This window comes from Pedobacter sp. 05T44, assembly GCF_056395985.1.
The window spans coordinates 241,834-259,246 of record NZ_JBFTKO010000005.1 but is presented as its reverse complement, the minus strand read 5'-3'; the positions used below and the strand labels follow the sequence as shown (position 1 = coordinate 259,246).

Below are 17,413 nucleotides of genomic sequence, written 5' to 3'. Positions count from 1 at the left end.
CTATGGCCAAACACATACTATTGTCGTATGAACCAGATCCAAGTACAGCACATAATGCCGTTGGTATCATATACATATTAAAGATTCAACGCATAACCTGGTGGGGCTTAAGGAAACGTATTATCGAACATCATGCGCTAATTCCGTTTCATTCAGATGCTCAAAAGTATTTTGATGCGTGGAACGCTGACATTGGCAAGGAAATCAAATAAATCAATTAACAAAAATTCTGACTCAGTCTCCCTTTATTATTAGCGGTAATTTCTGCATAAGGAATCGGCCAGTCAAAGTTATCCAAACTTAGGTATTGCCCCATTCATCAGGCTTGCCACTGCGAGCCAGGTAAAGCGACACCCGAATCAGTTTAACATTCCTCCATTCTTCCCAATACAATTCGCGGGCACGTTCATTCATAATATCCCCAATGGTAACAGCCCCATGATATATATATAAGTTCAGGTGAAACAAACAAGTTAGAGGAACAGATATTCTTATCGAAGCGAAGATGTCGAAAAACAATAATATCAAAAAATGCAAATAATAACAACTTTTGAACAGTAAGGATTTGTCATGGACCTATATTTTTGTGCTCAACCAATTATAAACATTGAATCGATTTACTTATGATATGTAAACAATTTAACCTTGTTTGGAGAAACTATCTGAAATATAATCCTGATAAAGCCATAATAGCATTCGTTTTATTGATAAACTTTTTAGGGAGCAACTGTTCGGCAATTGCACAAGGCAAAGATTACCCGTCGATAACAGCAGAAAAAAATGGTACTCCAAACCTTTTTTCACCGGATCCGATAATCGACTATACCTGGAGTGATCCAAAGGCAAGTGACGGTATGGAAACTTATCAGTTGTCTCCAAAAAGTTGGACAGTCTCTAATACCAGGAACTTTAATATGTCCGATTTCAAACTGAATCATAGCATCATAGTAAACGGCGAGGGCGATATTCGTTTTGATTTCGGACAGAACAATGCCGGTTGGTTAGAATTTGACAGCCCAGACCAAATTGGGAGTGTAGAAATGAGCATTAGTGAATACAATGAAACACCTGATTACCCAGCAAATTACCCAACAAAGACTGCTCGTCCAAAAAAGTATGGAAATACCTATCGGCTTGAATTGAATCCTGAATTATATGAAGGAGTAAGATTTGGCTGGATACATGTCCGGTCATTCTCAAAAACCTGGAGAATTACCTCAGTACGACTTATTTGTCAAACCAAACCGGTTAACTATAAGGGACGTTTCTCATGTAGTGACACAACACTTACACGCATATGGTATACGGGTGCATACACGGTAAAGCTAAACCTACTTAAGGATTATCTGGGCGCGATTTTAATGAATCGCGGCGATAGATTTTCCTGGACAGGGGATGCGCATCCTGCTCAGGCAGCTTCTATGGTTGCCTTCGGGAATTTCGACTTTATCAAGAAGAATATTGAATATACTTCTACTCAGAGTAACGGCATCAGGAGTTATGCGCTTTACTGGGTTCTGAGCCTGATAGATTATTATAGGTATACTGGTGATACCGAAACATTGAACAATTATATTGCCAACGTGTGTGTAAAACTGGATGATGCCTACAAGGTTTACGGAACCGATCCAAATCTGGAGTTTTTCGGCTGGGATGAACGTTTGGGATCAGGATTTGAGCACCCCAATCTTCCCGAGCCACAAAATGCCTACAAAATGCTTTCCATACGCGCATGGAATGAATTTTCCGAAGCCATGGCTACGTGTGGACGCAAAGATCTTCAGGAAAAATATCGTGGATATGCAACTGAAAAAATCCTTGAATTGAAGAAAACTCATGAATGGTATCATTCCTTTGGTCTCCATGCCGGAGCAGATGCCATTACAACCAATCTTTTGAACGATAAAGAAAAAAAAGCGATATATAATAGAAATTTTACTGACAGGGTAAATCGGGTTTCGTATTCTCCGTTCAATCAATATTTTGTTATCCAGGCATTTGCGAGGATGAATAAATATGACGAGGCTTTAAGTTCCATACGTGATCTTTGGGGAGGTCAGTTAAGATACGGGGGCACCACATTTTTTGAAGACTACCGTCCATCATGGAACTCAGTAATCAGTACCAATGGTCCGGTGCCCAACAACCAGTGTGGTTTTACCAGCCTTTGCCACCCATGGGGTGCAGGAGTTACAAAATGGCTTAGCGAAGAAGTGCTCGGCATAAAGCCGACTGCTCCCGGCTTTACTACATTTGACATACTACCCCACCTTGGCCGAACGTTGACAGATGTCTCAGGAAGAACTCCAACCCCACTCGGCGATATCAGCGCAAATTTTGATATTTTAACTGGGCTATCTGTCATATCCACCCCTGCCGGCAGCATCGGAAGAATTGGCATTCCAAAAGCTGAAAAAAAAATTAGTCGCATCACGATCAATGGCAAATTGGCCTGGGATGGGAAATATCATTCAGTATCGGGCGTTTCCGCTGCGAGAGAGGATACGCATTTTTTGTACTTTACCGGTGTACGCCATGGCACATATAAAATTGTCACAACCTATTTAGGTAACACACCAAAATATCCTGAACCTATTGAACAATATCCTGCAAAGTTCATGGGTATGGATACAACCACGAGCGGAAATTGGGGTAAGATCTTTGGAAAAGACGGCTATGTCCTTTGCAATTATAATGGAGCTGGAGTCGATAAAAGAGCGCTTCCCAGCTATGTTTCCGCTGTTTCTTATTACAAAGTCAAGGGTAACGGCGAACCGCTCAATACAGTATGGGAACCTAAGACCAATGACCAGCGGGCGTTAGCTCCAGATGCAGGAAACGGAACACCCAGAACTGCCTCCTGTCTCTACAGTGCAGACGCTGATCAGATCGGGTACACTTTCACCTGTACCATTGACATCAAAGGCGTAAAAAACCATCAGGTATCGCTCTACTTTGTCGACTGGGATAAAAAGCGCAGAAAAATTTCGGTGGAGATGTTCGACGCAGCAACATCAAACCTAATCGCCCCGGTAAAAATAGTTGAAAATTCCATCGGTGGAACCTACCTGAAGTTTGCTTACAATAAATCCGTGAAATTCAGGATCAATATGGTTAGGGGCGATAATGCAGTATTGAACGGAATATTTTTTGATCCTGTATCAAGTAACAAACCTATCAGGCAAGAAAGGAGTGGCTATTGAAATATGGACTATTTATAGCCTGGGTTTGTTTTATAGATATCATTTGCCGAACCAGGTATAAATTAAAGCAAATAGGGCTGCTCGACATCGAACAACCCTATGAGTTTAAAAATTCATTTGCATCTTGCGGAGAGTGAGAGATTCGAACTCTCGATACCCTTTTGAGGTATACACACTTTCCAGGCGTGCTCCTTCAACCACTCGGACAACTCTCCTTTTTTCAGGATTGCAAAAGTAGTATTTTTTTTCCTGTTACTGAATATTAATCAATAACAGTGATTTTTAACATATTTGTTTTGCCTTTCTGTTCCATTGGAATAGCAGCAGTGTTAATAATCACGTCTCCTTTTTTAACCATTTTGTATTCCTTAAGCAGGCTGTTTACATCTTGAATGGTCTCATCAGTACTTTCAAATTTATCGTAATAAAAACCTTGAACACCCCATAAAAGGCTCAAAGTATTTAATAGAGATCTGTTACTGGTAAAGATATAAGTTAATGCCTTAGGTCTGTGGCTTGAAATTTCAAATGCAGTATATCCGCTCACGGTCATAGAAACGATACCAACTGCGTTTGTTTGCTTAGACAGGAAACAAGCAGTATCGCAAACTGCATCGCTTAAAAAGCTCTCAGATTTTGGTTTAAGGAACTTTTCAGGGTGGAATGGATAGTTATTAGTTTCGATATTCTGAATGATCTTCTGCATAGTCTCAATAACGATAAGCGGAAACTCACCTACTGAGGTCTCGCCACTTAGCATTACTGCATCAGCACCATCAAGAACAGAGTTAGCAACATCATTAACCTCAGCACGGGTTGGCCTAGGTGTAGTAATCATACTTTCCAACATTTGGGTAGCAATAATTACCGGTTTCGAAGCAGCTCTGCACTTTTGTACAATCATTTTTTGTAACAAAGGAACTTCTTCCATTGGCATTTCAACTCCCAGGTCACCACGGGCAACCATGATACCATCAGAAACAGCAATGATTTCATCGATATTAGCGATTGCCTCGGGTTTTTCGATTTTAGCGATTACACGGGCAGTTTTACCTCTTTGCTTGATGATGTCTTTTAATTCAATAATGTCTTCAGCATTACGAACAAATGAAAGTCCAATCCATTCTACATCGTTTTCGAGAACAAACTCAAGGTTTTTTCTGTCTTCAACTGTAAGAGAAGGAATAGAAACTTTTGTATTAGGTAAATTCACACCTTTTCTTGAGGTAAGAATACCACCGTGAACTATTTCGCAAAGAACTTCGTCTTTAAGGTTAGTTTCGATAACACGCATTTGCAGCTTACCATCATCTAAAAGGATGATTTCGCCAGCTTTTACATCTTTTGGAAAAGTATCGTAAGTGATGTAAATCCGTTCTTCATTTCCTATGCATTCTTGCGTAGTAATGATGGTACGGTTTCCATTAACTAAGTTGATACCACCATCCTTAACCATACCAATCCTAATTTTAGGCCCTTGTAAATCGGCAAGGATACCTACATTATAATTGTATTTTTCATTGATATTACGAATGGTATCCAATACTTCCTGATGATCTGCCTGAGAACCGTGAGAAAAATTTAAACGGCAAACGTCTAATCCGGCGTTAAACATACTGTATAAAACTTCCGGTTTAGCTGAAGCAGGGCCCAGGGTGGCCACAATTTTTGTTCTGGAATGAAATGGTTTCATTTAGTTACTTAAATTTATTATTGACGCGCAAATCGATGATTTTTCACATAAAAAACCCATGCTCGTCTGATTATTAATGTTATTTGTCTGATAATGTAAGTTCAAATATAGTGTATTTAATACACCTACAATATAAAATTTACATTATCAAATTTTCCCTCGACTTCAATTTGCGCGGATCTATCTGCGCAGCTACCTGAATATCAGGTAGTTTATTCAATCCGTTGATTATAAAATTAAGATCTTCTTTATCAATGTACTGATGAATAATCATAAAAAAATCTACTTTATTCATTTCAGGAATTAAAAACCCTTCGGCATTTCGGTTGTTAAGGATATAATATTCAATTTCACCTTGTTCAACGTAAAAATAATACTTTGAAAACGGTAATGGGTCTTCATCAATATTAAAGTAAACCTCGTGATCCTCAACCTTTTCAAAATTAAAATTAAGACTAGTATTTACTTTATGACAAAGCATATAATCCTTTAGCGATGCAGTAATGGCAATTAGTACAAAATCGAGGTCTAATGATAGTTTTAAATAAGTTTTGTTCAAAACGCAGTATATTTACGGGATTACGAAATTATAAAACTAATTTTACTTTAATGTTCGAAATAAAAACATTAAAATTGATAGAGAAATAAAAACATTTGAAATGTGTAAGAATTTATTTTTCTTTGCACTGAATTATTTAACCATTAAATTATAACATTATGTCTGATATTGCTTCAAGAGTTAAGGCTATTATCGTTGAAAAATTAGGTGTGGATGAAAGCGAAGTTACACCAGAGGCTTCTTTCACTAACGATTTAGGTGCGGATTCTTTAGATACAGTAGAACTTATTATGGAGTTTGAAAAAGAATTCAATGTAGCAATCCCTGATGATCAGGCTGAGACCATTGGTACAGTTGGTCAAGCAATTGCTTACTTAGAAAAAAACGTTAAGTAAAATACGGTCTCCGTATAATCCGTATAAATGGAAGTAAAAAGAGTAGTAGTTACAGGGTTGGGTGCGCTCACTCCTATTGGCAGTACAATCCCGGAATTCTGGGATGGCCTGTTAAATGGGGTGAGTGGCGCTGGCCCCATTACAGGTTTTGACACCTCAAAGTTCAAAACCAAATTTGCATGTGAGCTTAAAAACTTCAATCCAGAAGATTTTTTGGACAAAAAGGAAGCGCGCAAGCTAGATCCATTTGTTCAATATGCTTTAGTAGCCACAGATGAAGCTGTAAAGGATGGTAATTTCGATTTTTCACAAATCGACACCAACCGTGTTGGCGTAATTTGGGGCTCAGGCATTGGCGGCTTTAAAACATTTCAGGATGAAATGAAGAACTTCTTTTTAGGCGATGGTACTCCGCGCATGAATCCGTTCTTTATTCCGAAAGTAATAATTGACATTGTTCCTGGCCATATTTCTATAAAATATGGACTTAGGGGGCCTAATTTTGCTACAGTTTCTGCATGTGCTTCATCTACAAATGCAATGATCGATGCGTACAATTATATTCGTTTGAATATGTGCGATATCGTGATTAGCGGTGGATCTGAGGCAATCATTAACGAAGCAGGTATTGGTGGTTTTAATGCAATGCATGCCTTATCGACCAGAAATGATGATCCTCAAACAGCTTCAAGACCGTTTGATAAAGACCGGGATGGCTTTGTTGCCGGCGAAGGTGCAGGAACCATTATTTTGGAAGAACTGGAACATGCTAAGAAAAGAGGTGCTAAGATCTATGCCGAATTAGTTGGGGGTGGAATGAGTGCAGATGCTAACCATATTACAGCTCCACATCCGCAAGGACTAGGCGCAAAAATGGTAATGACAAACGCGCTTAAAGATGCTGGTTTAACTACTGCGGATATTGATTACATTAATGTTCATGGAACCTCAACTCCTTTGGGAGACATTTCTGAGACTAAAGCTATCGTTGATTTATTTGGAGAAGATGCTTATAAATTAAACATCAGCTCTACAAAATCTATGACAGGACATTTATTAGGTGCTGCAGGTGCCATAGAAGCAATTGCATCTATCCTTGCAGTAAAAAATGACATAGTACCTCCTACTATTAATCACTTTACTGATGACCCTGCGTTTGATCCGAAATTAAATTTCACATTTAATGTGGCACAAAAGAGACCTATCCGCGCTGCTTTAAGTAATACTTTTGGCTTCGGAGGTCACAATGCTTCTGTGATTTTTAAAAAATACGAAGAATAAAAAGCACTTTGCGGAGGCTATTGTTAGCCTCCTTTAATTTTGCAATAATTAATGCCATTATTTGACCTGTATAAGCTTTATCTATCATCCGATAAAGACTTTATAAAAAAGTTGAACAACATTTTAGGCTTTGTGCCTGGAAATACTGTTTTGTATAAAATGGCGTTCAGGCATAGGTCTGTGGCAAAAATCCTAAAAAACGGTAGTAGGAGTAGTAATGAACGTTTAGAATTTCTAGGCGATGCTATTTTAGGCTCTGTAATTGCCGAATTACTGTTTAAAAGCTATCCTTATAAAGAAGAAGGCTTTTTAACGGAAATGCGTTCAAAAATTGTGAATCGTGCCAACCTTAATCAGCTTGCCAGAAAAATGGGCTTTGATCAATTGATCGTTTTTGATCAAAAAGCTGTAAATATCCAAACCAAACATCATTCTATGCTGGGAGATGCATTTGAAGCGCTTGTAGGCGCCGTGTATCTTGATAAAGGCTATAATTTCACCAAAGACTTCCTACTTAAAAGAATAGTGAAACCGTACATCGATATTCACACCCTGGAGCTCACTGAAACTAATTTCAAGAGTAAATTGATTGAATGGTGCCAGCGTCATGGAAAAGATATATCTTTTGATATGGTTCAAAATAGCGAAGGCGAAAGCACAAAGTTATTTACAATACAGGCAGTTATTGAGGGTGAAAGCTTCGGTACGGGCAGGGATTACAATAAAAAGAATGCCGAAAAGCTTGCGGCAGAAAAAGCCTGCGAGGCCCTTTCTATTTAGAATTTTAGCTTATTTTTTTAAGGTGTCTGTATACGATTTATAAGACTCTTTTATGTATTTGACCGCGTCGTATTCTGTCCAGTTTTTGGCTTTCTCGTATTCTGGTCTATAATCAAGCATGTATTTTTCCAATGCTTCTCCTTTTAAATCGGTATTGTTCTGAATGATAACTTCATTAAAGAATCCATCGATTAAAGACTGTTGCATCTCCGTTTCATAATAACGTCCAAATCTTCTTGCATTTTTTGGCGTCCGGCCTAACAATTCATAAACAGCAGTAAGCGGTTTAAAAAGAAATGACAAAAGTGGAGGCTTTCCCTGATAGAATGAGCCTTTATTTTTAAAATCCCTCTTTATATCGTTCAATTCCTGTTTTTTGCTTTGCCCCGTAATGTTAACCTCTCTAAGCGTTCTTCCCCTATCTAAATAAACAATGAGGTCTTTACCCGCAGGCACAACAGCCTCGGCATCCGAATATTCAATTTTAATTACTAAAAGCGTATCGCCCTGTACGGCTCTGATCTGGAACAAACCAAAGTCGCTGCTTAAAACTGATAATCCTGTTCTTTTATTTATAATTTGTGCGGCTGCAACACGTGTAGAGGCTCCTTTTTCCATTACTGCTCCCTTAAGAACAAACTCTTGCTGAGCTGAAACAGAGGATATGGATGTCACAAAGAACAATAGGAATACTAAAATATTTAAATAACCAGGCCTTATCATCTAACGAATATTTTTTGTAAACTTAACCATTGTTTGCCAATGAACTAAGTTAAAAAAAGTTAAATGAGTTTGAAAAGGCAATAAATTATATCTTTGCACATGATAAAATCAATGACAGGGTATGGCCTGGCCTCTACTGACCACGAAAACGTAAAGTTTGCAGTAGAGATAAAATCTTTAAACAGTAAGTTCCTGGAACTGAATTTAAAACTACCCAGGGCTTTCTCGGATAAGGAGTTATTGCTGCGTAATATCTGCAGCAAAGAAATTGAACGTGGAAAAGTAAGCGTTTCTATAAACATAGAACGCAGTGAAGAAAACTTAAAAGGTGCAACTATTAATGCTGCCTTATTGAGCAAGTATTACAAACAGCTTGAAGAAATCAATATCCAGTTAGGGGCCAATTCTAACAACCTTTTACAGGCGGTTCTTAATTTCCCTGAGGTAATCAGTTATTCTGACGAAGATGTTAATGAAAATGACTGGGACATTTTAAACAATACGTTTATTAAGGCCCTTGAAAGTTTTAATCAATTCAGACTTGCCGAGGGTGTTGTTTTAAAGACTGATCTTGAATTGAGGATTAAAAATATTCTTCAGTTCTTTTCCGAAATTGAAGTTTTGGAACCGCTTAGAATTCCTCAGATCAGAAGCAGATTAAATCAGTTTCTTGAAGATAATGTGGGAAAGATAAACGTAGATCAGAACCGTTTAGAGCAAGAGTTAATTTATTATATTGATAAACTTGATATTACCGAAGAAAAGATTCGCCTAAGAAGTCATTGTGATTACTTTATTGAAACCTTAAAAAGCAAAGACGCAAATGGGAAAAAACTTGGTTTTATTTCTCAGGAAATAGGTAGAGAGATCAATACCATGGGTGCAAAGGCTAACGATGCGCAAATACAGCAGTTGGTTGTGGGTATGAAGGAAGAGCTCGAAAAAATAAAGGAACAACTATTAAATGTTTTGTAAGCCATTGGCTGAAAAACAACAACACAAAAATGAAACAAGGTAAACTTATCATATTTTCTGCACCATCGGGAGCCGGAAAAACAACAATTGTAAAACACTTACTTAAAAAATTTCCTTCACTAAGTTTTTCTATCTCTGCAACAACACGCCAGTTACGTGGAGATGAGAGAAATGACAAGGATTATTATTTTATCTCTAAAGAAGATTTTCTGCACAAAGTTGCTCATCAGGAATTTGTAGAATTTGAAGAAGTTTATAACGGTACTTTTTATGGCACTTTAAGGTCTGAAATTGAACGCATCTGGAATGATGGCAAACATGTGATATTTGACATTGATGTAGAGGGTGGATTGCGCCTAAAGCGCAAGTATGAAGATGATGCCTTAGCTATCTTTGTTCAACCGCCTTCTTTACAAGTGCTAAAAGAACGTTTGAGCGGCCGGGGTACTGATAGCGCCGAAAAACTACAGGAACGTTTTATAAAGGCTGAAAAAGAGCTTGGCTATGCAGATAAATTTGATGTTATCTTAAAAAACTACGAATTAGATACCGCATGTGCCGAAGCTGAAAAACTTGTTGGAGATTTTATCAATAGCTAAATCATGAAAACAGGGTTATTCTTTGGTTCATTTAACCCCATACATACCGGACATCTGGTAATTGCTAATTATATGGCAAGCTTTACGGGGCTAAAGGAAGTTTGGTTAGTGGTTTCGCCTCATAACCCACTGAAGAATAAAAACGGTCTGACTAATATGTATGACCGATTGGAGATGGCCAAGCTAGCGACCGAAAACTCAGAAAAAATCAGGGTTAGCGACATCGAATTTGCCCTTCCGCAACCTTCTTATACCATTGATACGTTGACTTATTTACAGGAAAAGTATCCTGGGAAAGAATTTGTATTAATAATGGGAGCAGATAATTTGGTTTCCCTTAAAAAATGGAAAAATTACGAGGTTCTTTTAAAGAACTATCAAATATATGTATATCCCAGACCTGGTATAGATATTGGTGAATGGGAAAATCACCCTTCAATTGTTATTACTGAAACTCCACAGATGGATATTTCATCTACTTTTATTCGCAAGGGGATTAAAGAGGGCAAAAATGTTCAATATTTTACCCCCGACAATGTTCTTGCTTTTATAGAAAGCAAAAATATGTATCGTTAAACCTGACGGTACAGCAAAAAGATTGTAGGCTTTTTATGCAAATCTATTCGTTCTTTCCTCCACAATGCAATTGGCATTGTTTTAATGTATTCTTCATCTGATGTAATATTGCTGGCAACACTAAGTAATGTTGGCGGTTGGCAACTCTTTAATACATCTTCAAATAAATGATTATTCCTGAAAGGCGTCTCTATAAAAATTTGGGTCTGTTTATTTTTATCTGCTAATTGTTCCAGTTCTTTAATTTTCTTCCCTCTTTCTACTTTATCAATTGGTAAATAGCCATGGAAAGTAAAACTTTGTCCGTTAAAGCCAGAGGCCATTAATGCCAGTAAAATAGAACTTGGACCAACAAGAGGAACTACTTTAATACCTCTTTTATGTGCTTCTGCAACTATATCAGCTCCCGGATCTGCAACACCAGGACACCCGGCTTCGCTCATTAAACCAACGTCTTTCCCTGTCATTAGTTCCTTAAAATATGGGACAAAGGAGTCGTTGCGTTTATGTTTACCATAATCATGAATTACAAGATCACTCTGAGGTACTTTTATTCCAGCTTCCTTCAAAAACTTACGCGCTGTTTTCTCATTTTCAACAATGTAGGTATTTATGGAATTGATGGTATCTACAAGAAAGCTTGTAAAAGATTTATGGGCTGCGTTTTCTGCCAGAGGTACTGGAATAAGAAATAAGGTGCCTTTTGTCATAGATTTTGTTTTGCTTACAAAAGAAGAAAATAATTTGCTGGAAAGCGCATTTGGTGAAGTAAATATTATAAGCAAAGGGTAATCTTCCATCTGAATATAGCCGCTTGCAAATTATTTTTCGTAATTTGTTTAAATGGAAAACCGATTATACATTGGCCTAAATAATACTTAAACCAATAAAATTACGCCATACCTCATAATCGTAATGTAATATTTCTTAAACAGATTAAACTTTTTAGATTATTTGGAACTCAAATTGATAGATAAAGATCGTTAGGTAAATTTAAACACACACACTATGAAAAACATCATCAAATTACCGGCTATTGTGCTGGGGCTTATGCTCCTCTTAACCGGGACCGCACAGCGGGTTATGGCACAAGACGAGGATATCTCCTTGCAATCTTTTTACGACGAATTATCGCCTTATGGCACTTGGATTCAGGATTCTCAATATGGCTATGTTTGGCGACCAGATGTAGAACAAGCAGACTTCAGACCGTATTATTCGAATGGCCGATGGGTTATGACAGAATATGGTAACACATGGGTTTCTGATTACGACTGGGGATGGGCTCCTTTCCATTATGGAAGATGGGTTTATAACCGCTACAGCCAATGGGTATGGATTCCCGATACCGTATGGGGTCCGGCATGGGTAAGCTGGAGAAGCGGTGGCGGCTATTATGGATGGGCTCCTATGGGTCCTGGCATGAATATTAATGTTAACATCAATATTCCGGATCTTTGGTGGGTATTTGTTCCTCAAAGAAATATCTATTATAGCAACTTCCCACGTTACTATTCGCGTAGAAACGTAACTATCATTCACAATACAACTATCATCAATAATGTTTATTCAAGAAACAGCCGTAATTATTATACTGGCCCAAGGGCAGATGACATCAGACGCTCGACCAGACAGGCAGTTCCTGTTTATAACATAGATAGAAGCAGCAGACCCGGCAGAAGTAGTATTAGCGGAAACAAAGTTGAAATCTACAGGCCAAATGGCAGAAGTAGCAGAGAAACTAATGCCGGAAATGTAGCTCCAAGAAATCCGGTTCGTGGCGAAGGGTATGCAAGTCCTAGAACTGACCGCAGCAGCAATGATAGAAGTAATGTTGATGGAAGAGTAACTAATGGTAGGGTATCAAGAGATGGTAGCCAACCAACTGACAACAGAACAAATGAGGGCACAAGAGTAAACAGCCGTCCTGAAAGAGTACAGCAAGAAAACACTTCTCCTTCTCAAAGACCTGCTCGTTCCACAAGAGAGAATCAGGCTCAACCGAGACAGGAAGCTCAACCTCAGCAACAAAGACAGGAGCCGGTTCAACAGCCAAGACAAGAAAGGATTCAGTCGCAACCTAGACAAGAAGCGCAGCCTAGGCAAGAGCCGGTTCAACAACCTAGGCAAGAAAGACCTCAGCCTAGACAAGAACAACCTAGGCAAGAACAGACCAGACCTCAGCCTCAACCTCAAAGATCTGAAAGGGTTGAGCAAAGCAGGCCTTCCAGAGGATCTGAAAGCCGAGGAAATGGGGGCGGCGGAAGAGAAAATAACTCCTCTTCAAGATCATCCAGAAGCGGAAGAGGCTAGATAAATGTTATAAAGAAAAGCCGGCATAAATGTGCCGGCTTTTCCTTTTACACATTCCACACTTTTTTTTCCTTATCTTTGCAGCCTTTTATCAAGCACAACACGCTTAAACTCTTTATGATTAACCCGGAAATAGAAAAACGAAAAACATTTGCCATTATCAGTCACCCCGATGCAGGTAAAACTACATTAACAGAGAAATTTTTACTTTTTGGAGGGGCTATTAATACTGCCGGGGCAGTTAAACGGAATAAAGCAAATCAAAGCAATACCTCCGATTTTATGGAAATAGAAAAGCAACGTGGAATATCCGTAGCTACTTCTGTAATGGGATTTGAGTATAGCAACAAGCGCATCAATATATTAGATACCCCTGGTCACAAAGACTTTGCTGAGGATACTTATCGTACCCTATCGGCAGTTGACAGTGTTATTCTGGTAGTAGACTGTGTAAAGGGTGTTGAAGAGCAAACTGAAAAGTTAATGGCTGTGTGCCGGATGCGTAATACCCCTGTGATCATCTTTATTAATAAGATGGATCGTGAGGGTAAGGATGCATTTGATCTGCTTGATGAAATTGAGAATAAACTTAACATCAGCTTATGCCCTCTTTCCTGGCCTATTGGGCAAGGACATACTTTTAAAGGGGTTTATAGCATTTACAATAATCACCTGAACCTATTTGAACCAGATAAGACTAAGATTAGCGAGCCTGTTATTGAAGTAAGCGATCTGAACGATGAAAACCTGGGTAAGTTTTTAAAGCCGAAGGAGCTTGATGGCTTAAAAGGTGACTTAGAACTGGTAGAAGGCGTTTATGGTAAGCTTGACAAAAGCATGTACACCGAAGGTTTGCTTGCTCCTGTATTTTTTGGAAGTGCTATTAACAACTTTGGTATAAAAGAGCTTTTAGACACTTTTGTTCAGATTGCCCCAAGCCCTAGAAGCCGGGAAGCTGAACAGCGTGAGGTTCTGGTTAATGAAAAGAACTTTTCAGGCTTTGTTTTTAAGATCCATGCTAACTTAGACCCTAAACACCGTGACCGTATTGCCTTTTTAAGAATATGTTCAGGAAAATTTGAGCGTAATAAATTTTACTTCCATACCAGACAAGGTAAAAAACTAAAATTCTCTAACCCAATGGACTTTATGGCCAATGAGAAGAGCATTGTAGAAGAGGCTTGGCCAGGTGATGTTGTAGGATTATATGATAGTGGCAATTTCAAAATTGGCGATACCCTTACAGAAGGAGAACAATTGCAGTTTAAGGGCATTCCCAGCTTCTCTCCTGAAATATTTAAGGAAGTTGAGAATAGAGACCCTCTGCGCACTAAACAGCTGGAAAAAGGCATACAACAGCTTACCGAAGAAGGCGTTGCTCAGCTATTTATACAACAGCCTGGAAACAGAAAAATAATAGGTGCTGTTGGAGAGCTTCAATTTGAAGTTATTGCCTTCAGACTTGAGCATGAATATGGTGCTAAAGCATATTTCAGAACCTTAAGCTATGGCAGATCAAACTGGGTAACATCTAAAGACAAGAAGAAATTAGAGGAGTTCCTAAAACGTAAGCAACAGCATATTGGTCAAGATAAAGATGGCAACCCCGTTTTCCTTGCAGATAATGAATTCATGATCAATATGACCATGAGGGATTATCCGGATATCGAATTTCACAAAACTTCGGAATTCAAATAGCTTTTATTTTAGCTTTCCTAGCGCGGCTTTAATTCTCGGTAACATATCTTTAATATCCTGCAAAGAGCATCCACCAACAGAAGCTCTGAACCAGGCCATTGATTCGTCGTTTCCAAAAGCCGAAAAAGGGACCAGCGCTGCCTGAGCTTCTTTAATTAAGTAGAAATTTACGTCTGCACTGTTTTTAATCAAGTCTCCGGATGGTGTTGTTTTACCTATGTAATCGATTTTAAGCGTCAAATAAATAGCTCCCATCGGAATTACAGAATCCACATTAAAGCCTTCTGATTTTAATTGCTGAAAGCCATTATGAAGCTCATCCAGACTTATTTGAACTTGCTCTTTAAACGAGCCCAGGAAAAGATCAACAAGATTGTTGTTTTTAAAGTACTTAGCTACCGCTACTTGCTCTGCCTTAGGTGCCCATGCACCAATATGACCTAACAATGCCTTCATTTTACTGATAATAACTTCCGGACCAAAAGCCCATCCTACCCTAACACCTGTGGCAGAAAGGCATTTAGAAATTCCATCTATATAGATTACATACCCTTTTAGTTCTGGACGTAAACTTACCGGATTAACATGTGTGCGGCCAAAGGTTAGTAAAGAGTAGATCTGGTCGTATAGGATATATAGGGGCTTTTCGTTTGCTCCTCTTGATTTGTTTTCTTCAATCACCACTTCACAGATCTCTTCAAGCTGCTCCTGAGTAAACATTGTACCGGTAGGATTTAATGGAGAACAGAGCGCAAGTAACGTTGCTCCTTTTAAATGTGGCCTTAACTGATCTGCAGTGGGCATAAAGTTATTCTCTACCGTAGTTACTACAGCTATACCTTTTGCTGATGAAAGGTGACAATAATGATTATTATTCCATGATGGTGCAGGATAAATCACCTTATCGCCAGGATCAATTAAAGCGAGGTAAGTGGCATAGATCAAGGGTCTTGAACCTCCTGCAATTAAAATATCAGATACAGAATAGTTCAATGAATACCTGTCCTTTAAAATGTCTACTACCGTTTCGCGAAGGGGTAAGATACCATCAGCAGGCGGATAATTGGTATGGTTATGATGGTAAGCATCAATAATCTCGTCTTTAAGTTCAGCAGGGATTGGAAAAATCGAAGGATCAAAATCTCCAATGGTCAGGTTTGCAATCTGCGCTCCTTTTCGCTTCATATCATTAACCTCGTTACCAATTTTAATGATTTCAGAGCCTATAAGGGTGTTTGCTAATACTGATACATTCATTTCTTATGCTTTATTTATAGTTAAGATAGCAATTGCTGAATAGCTTCTTTGGTTTTTTCAAATTTAAACTGAGACAGGATCTCGTCCATCATGTCTTCAATATCACTATTGCATAGGTTGCCAATGCTTCCCTCATGAGTATGGTGTATTTCTGTGCCAGGTATAAATGTTCCGTTCTCTATTGACTCACCTACGATTTTATAGGCCTCTCTGAAAGGAGTCCCTTTTAATGCCAATTCATTTACCACTTCTACACTAAACAAGTATGCATACTTTTTATCAGCCAATATATTGTCTTTAACAGTGATGTTTTGCAACATGAAAGTGGTCATCTCCAAACACTCGTTTAATGAGGTAATTGCAGGAAATAGATTTTCCTTTAATAATTGAAGATCTCTATGGTATCCCGAAGGAAGATTGGTGATCATCATAGCAATTTCGTTTGGCAAAGCCTGTATCTTATTGCAGCGAGAACGAATCAGTTCAAACACATCAGGGTTTTTCTTATGAGGCATGATGCTAGATCCGGTGGTTAGTTCATCAGGGAAGCTAATGAAACCAAAGTTCTGGTTAATGAATAAGCAAACATCCATAGCCATTTTAGCTAATGATGCTGCTACAGATGACATGGCCTGTGCCAGAATGCGTTCAGTTTTCCCTCTACCCATTTGAGCATACACTACATTATAATTTAGCCTTTCGAAGCCTAATAATTCAGTAGTCATTGTTCTGTTTAATGGGAAAGAAGAACCATATCCTGCTGCAGATCCTAAAGGGTTTTTATTACAGATCTTCCATGCCGCCAGCATTAATTCCATATCATCAACCAAGCTTTCAGCATATGCGCCAAACCACAATCCAAAAGAAGATGGCATTGCTATCTGCAAGTGGGTATAACCTGGTAAAAGTTTATCTTTATGCGTGTTGCTTAATTCCAGTAGCTGGCCAAATAAAACAGAAGTGTTGCCAACCATTTCTTCGATGCAGCTTCTAAAGAAAAGTTTAAGATCAACTAAGACCTGGTCATTACGAGATCTACCGCTATGGATCTTTTTACCCGCATCTCCAATTCGTTGGGTAAGCAGCCATTCTACCTGAGAATGTACATCTTCTACCGTATCATCAATAGTAAATTTACCGGCTTCAATATCGGCATAGATATTTTTAAGTTCTTTTTGAATTGCCTTAAGCTCATCCGCGGTAAGTAATCCTATACTTTCAAGCATTTCAACATGTGCAAGGGAACCAAGCACATCAAAAGCAGCCATTTGCAAATCCAATTCCCTGTCTTTACCGACGGTAAAGGTTTCAATATCTTTATTTACGTTTACGTTTTTTTGCCAGATCTTCATTATAATCTA

Annotated in this window: 17 protein-coding genes and 1 tRNA gene; 10 read left to right on the top strand and 8 right to left on the bottom strand. The window is 38.5% G+C overall.

All coding sequences use genetic code 11. From position 1 onward, the window contains the following. The first annotated feature begins 2 nt into the window (after nucleotides 1–2). On the top strand, nucleotides 3–212 hold the full coding sequence (locus AC1DDK_RS11250; RefSeq protein WP_172662241.1) for a hypothetical protein: 210 nt from the start codon (nucleotides 3–5) through the stop codon (nucleotides 210–212). 88 nt (nucleotides 213–300) lie between these two features. Here AC1DDK_RS11250 and AC1DDK_RS11245 read toward each other — a convergent pair whose 3' ends face one another. Continuing rightward, the gene (locus AC1DDK_RS11245) at nucleotides 301–468 is read right to left on the bottom strand and encodes a hypothetical protein (RefSeq protein WP_477621950.1); all 168 of its coding nucleotides are present in this window, start codon (nucleotides 466–468) and stop codon (nucleotides 301–303) included. A gap of 155 nt (nucleotides 469–623) precedes the next feature. Here AC1DDK_RS11245 and AC1DDK_RS11240 point away from each other — a divergent pair, with 155 nt between their 5' ends. Continuing rightward, nucleotides 624–3,203, top strand: a complete 2,580-nt coding sequence (locus AC1DDK_RS11240; RefSeq protein ID WP_288883826.1) for a hypothetical protein — start codon at nucleotides 624–626, stop codon at nucleotides 3,201–3,203. A gap of 127 nt (nucleotides 3,204–3,330) precedes the next feature. On the opposite strand, the gene AC1DDK_RS11235 is transcribed toward AC1DDK_RS11240, so the two are convergent. From AC1DDK_RS11235 to AC1DDK_RS11225, 3 genes are all read right to left on the bottom strand, one after another. After that, nucleotides 3,331–3,418: transfer RNA gene (locus tag AC1DDK_RS11235), tRNA-Ser, on the bottom strand. Between the two features lie 47 nt (nucleotides 3,419–3,465). Further along, nucleotides 3,466–4,896 carry a pyruvate kinase gene (gene pyk, locus AC1DDK_RS11230; protein ID WP_172662243.1) on the bottom strand — a complete coding sequence of 477 codons (1,431 nt, stop codon included), beginning with the start codon at nucleotides 4,894–4,896 and terminating at the stop codon, nucleotides 3,466–3,468. A 139-nt stretch (nucleotides 4,897–5,035) separates the two neighbouring features. Next, a complete protein-coding gene (locus AC1DDK_RS11225) occupies nucleotides 5,036–5,455 on the bottom strand; it encodes an IPExxxVDY family protein (RefSeq protein WP_048908234.1) in 420 nt (139 codons plus the stop codon). Between the two features lie 158 nt (nucleotides 5,456–5,613). Between AC1DDK_RS11225 and AC1DDK_RS11220 the strand changes: the two genes are divergently transcribed. From AC1DDK_RS11220 to rnc, 3 genes are read left to right on the top strand one after another with little or no spacing between them, the layout of a single operon-like run. Further along, on the top strand, nucleotides 5,614–5,850 hold the full coding sequence (locus AC1DDK_RS11220; protein WP_008508386.1) for an acyl carrier protein: 237 nt from the start codon (nucleotides 5,614–5,616) through the stop codon (nucleotides 5,848–5,850). A 27-nt stretch (nucleotides 5,851–5,877) separates the two neighbouring features. Continuing rightward, entirely contained in the window at nucleotides 5,878–7,131 is a 1,254-nt protein-coding gene (fabF, locus tag AC1DDK_RS11215) for a beta-ketoacyl-ACP synthase II (protein WP_048908233.1), read from the top strand. A gap of 51 nt (nucleotides 7,132–7,182) precedes the next feature. Further along, nucleotides 7,183–7,911, top strand: coding sequence for a ribonuclease III (rnc, locus tag AC1DDK_RS11210; RefSeq protein ID WP_172662244.1), 729 nt, complete (start codon nucleotides 7,183–7,185; stop codon nucleotides 7,909–7,911). 9 nt (nucleotides 7,912–7,920) lie between these two features. On the opposite strand, the gene AC1DDK_RS11205 is transcribed toward rnc, so the two are convergent. After that, entirely contained in the window at nucleotides 7,921–8,586 is a 666-nt protein-coding gene (locus AC1DDK_RS11205; RefSeq protein ID WP_246269683.1) for a hypothetical protein, read from the bottom strand. A gap of 159 nt (nucleotides 8,587–8,745) precedes the next feature. On the opposite strand from AC1DDK_RS11205, the gene AC1DDK_RS11200 reads away from it, so the two are divergent. From AC1DDK_RS11200 to nadD, 3 genes are read left to right on the top strand one after another with little or no spacing between them, the layout of a single operon-like run. Beyond that, entirely contained in the window at nucleotides 8,746–9,609 is an 864-nt protein-coding gene (locus AC1DDK_RS11200) for a YicC/YloC family endoribonuclease (protein WP_172662430.1), read from the top strand. 29 nt (nucleotides 9,610–9,638) lie between these two features. Continuing rightward, a complete protein-coding gene (gmk, locus tag AC1DDK_RS11195) occupies nucleotides 9,639–10,208 on the top strand; it encodes a guanylate kinase (RefSeq protein WP_172662246.1) in 570 nt (189 codons plus the stop codon). 3 nt (nucleotides 10,209–10,211) lie between these two features. Beyond that, entirely contained in the window at nucleotides 10,212–10,784 is a 573-nt protein-coding gene (nadD, locus tag AC1DDK_RS11190; protein WP_172662247.1) for a nicotinate (nicotinamide) nucleotide adenylyltransferase, read from the top strand. Here nadD and AC1DDK_RS11185 read toward each other — a convergent pair. Further along, on the bottom strand, nucleotides 10,781–11,494 hold the full coding sequence (locus AC1DDK_RS11185) for an SAM-dependent methyltransferase (protein ID WP_337717038.1): 714 nt from the start codon (nucleotides 11,492–11,494) through the stop codon (nucleotides 10,781–10,783). The two genes, nadD and AC1DDK_RS11185, sit on opposite strands and share 4 nt — an antisense overlap. Before the next feature lie 298 nt (nucleotides 11,495–11,792). Here AC1DDK_RS11185 and AC1DDK_RS11180 point away from each other — a divergent pair, with 298 nt between their 5' ends. After that, nucleotides 11,793–13,097 (top strand): DUF6600 domain-containing protein, encoded by a 1,305-nt coding sequence (locus AC1DDK_RS11180; RefSeq protein WP_288883833.1) that lies wholly within the window; start codon nucleotides 11,793–11,795, stop codon nucleotides 13,095–13,097. Nucleotides 13,098–13,214: 117 nt separating this feature from the next. After that, entirely contained in the window at nucleotides 13,215–14,795 is a 1,581-nt protein-coding gene (locus AC1DDK_RS11175) for a peptide chain release factor 3 (protein WP_172662250.1), read from the top strand. A 3-nt stretch (nucleotides 14,796–14,798) separates the two neighbouring features. Here the strand turns inward: AC1DDK_RS11175 and AC1DDK_RS11170 are convergent, their stop codons facing one another. Next, a complete protein-coding gene (locus AC1DDK_RS11170; protein WP_337717039.1) occupies nucleotides 14,799–16,052 on the bottom strand; it encodes a pyridoxal phosphate-dependent aminotransferase in 1,254 nt (417 codons plus the stop codon). A 20-nt stretch (nucleotides 16,053–16,072) separates the two neighbouring features. Beyond that, complete coding sequence (gene argH, locus AC1DDK_RS11165) at nucleotides 16,073–17,404, bottom strand: argininosuccinate lyase (RefSeq protein WP_172662252.1); 1,332 nt, start codon at nucleotides 17,402–17,404, stop codon at nucleotides 16,073–16,075. Nucleotides 17,405–17,413 lie beyond the last annotated feature (9 nt).